At 64.4% G+C, this 1,677-nt stretch carries 2 protein-coding genes; both read left to right on the forward strand.

Going from position 1 to position 1,677, the window contains the following annotated elements:
* The coding region (locus AC1DMA_RS30085) for a methyl-accepting chemotaxis protein (RefSeq protein WP_478146474.1) at window positions 1–506 on the forward strand (506 nt) is incomplete at its 5' end.
* Window positions 507–655: 149 nt separating this feature from the next.
* The coding region (locus AC1DMA_RS30090) for a HAMP domain-containing protein (protein ID WP_478146475.1) at window positions 656–1,677 on the forward strand (1,022 nt) is incomplete at its 3' end.

Below are 1,677 nucleotides of genomic sequence, written 5' to 3' on the forward strand. Positions count from 1 at the left end.
GCCTTGCACAGCGCTCCGCAGCGGCGGCGAAGGAAATCAAGGGCCTCATCGATGACTCGGTGGGCAAGGTGGATGCGGGCAGCGCGCTGGTGGGCGAAGCCGGCAAGACCATGGAAGAGATCGTCGAGAGCGTCAAGCGTGTGACGGACATCATGGGCGAGATCACTGCGGCCAGCCAGGAGCAAACGTCGGGCATCGAGCAGATCAATCAGGCGATCACGCAGATGGACCAGGTGACGCAGCAGAACGCCGCACTCGTGGAAGAAGCATCGGCCGCCGCCCAGTCGCTGCAGGAGCAGGCCGGCGGTCTCTCGGAGGTCGTGGGCATGTTCAAGCTGGAGGACGACTCGGCGGATCTCGCGCCCACGTTGGCGCACGCCCGTCACGCATCACCCGGTCGTTCTTTGCCTCCACCCAAGCTTCCGAGTCCGCGGCCTGGCCCCAAGCAGGGTGCGAAGGCGCCTGAAGCAGCGACGGCCAGCGCAGGCGACTGGACCGAGTTCTGAAACGGAGGCCTTCAGCGAAACCTCATCGCGAGGAGCATTCAGGCCTCAACTTTTGCTGCTGACTGCCGATAGATAGGGAAGGTACGTCAACGCTCCAAGGCGCCTCGGCGCGCCGTCTCTGTCGATTCGAATTCACCAAGGAAAGTGCGATGAGTTTCAAGGATATGAAGATTGGCACGCGTCTGGGCGCCGGCTTCGCCGCGATGCTGGTGCTGATGGCGGGCGTCTCCGCGACCGGCATGATCCGCCTGGGCAACGTGGGCGATGCAGTGGAGCAGATGGTTGAGGGCCCGCTGGCCAAGGAGCGCCTGGTCGCCCAATGGTCGTCGCTGCTCGCGGCCAACATCGTGCGGACGTCAGCGATGGTCAAGTCGATGGACAGCACCACCGAGGCGTACTTCAAGAAGGAGCTCGCCGCGGGCCAGGCGCTCACCAACCCGCTGCAGAAGCGGATCGAAGAAGTGATGACTTCGCCGGAAGAAAAGAAGCGCTATGGCGAAGTCGCCGAGGCGCGCCGTGTCGTGCTCGAGCTGCTCGCGACGCTCAACAAGCTCAAGGCGGGCAATGACTGGGAAGGCGCCAATGCGTTTGCCGACAAGGAATTCGCGGGCGGGCTGGTCGCATACGAGAAGGCGGTCGCCAATCTTGCTGCCCACGAGCGCGAGCAGATCGATGCAGCCGCCCAGGGCATCGGAAAGGATCACCAAACCGGCCGCCTCTGGCTCATGGCGCTGTCGGCCATTGCCCTGCTGGTGGGTGCGCTTGCCAGCTGGTGGCTGACGGTGGGCATCGTGCGTCCGCTCGGAAAGGCCGTGCAAGTGGCGGAGACCGTGGCGGCAGGCAATCTGGGCAGCCGCATCGAGGTGGCAAGCCGCGACGAAACCGGCCAGTTGATGCAGGCGCTGAAAAACATGAACGACAGCCTGGCAAGAGTTGTGGGTGAAGTACGTACGGGTACGGACACGATCGCGACGGCCTCGGGCCAGATCGCCACGGGCAACCAGGACTTGTCTTCGCGCACCGAAGAGCAGGCGAGTTCGCTGGAAGAGACGGCGGCTTCGATGGAAGAGCTGACCTCCACGGTGAAGCAGAACGCGGACAACGCGCGGCAGGCGAACCAACTCGCAGTGTCGGCCTCGGCAGTCGCGGTCAAGGGCGGCAGCGTGGTCAG

Source organism: Variovorax sp. 05N34, from assembly GCF_056397405.1.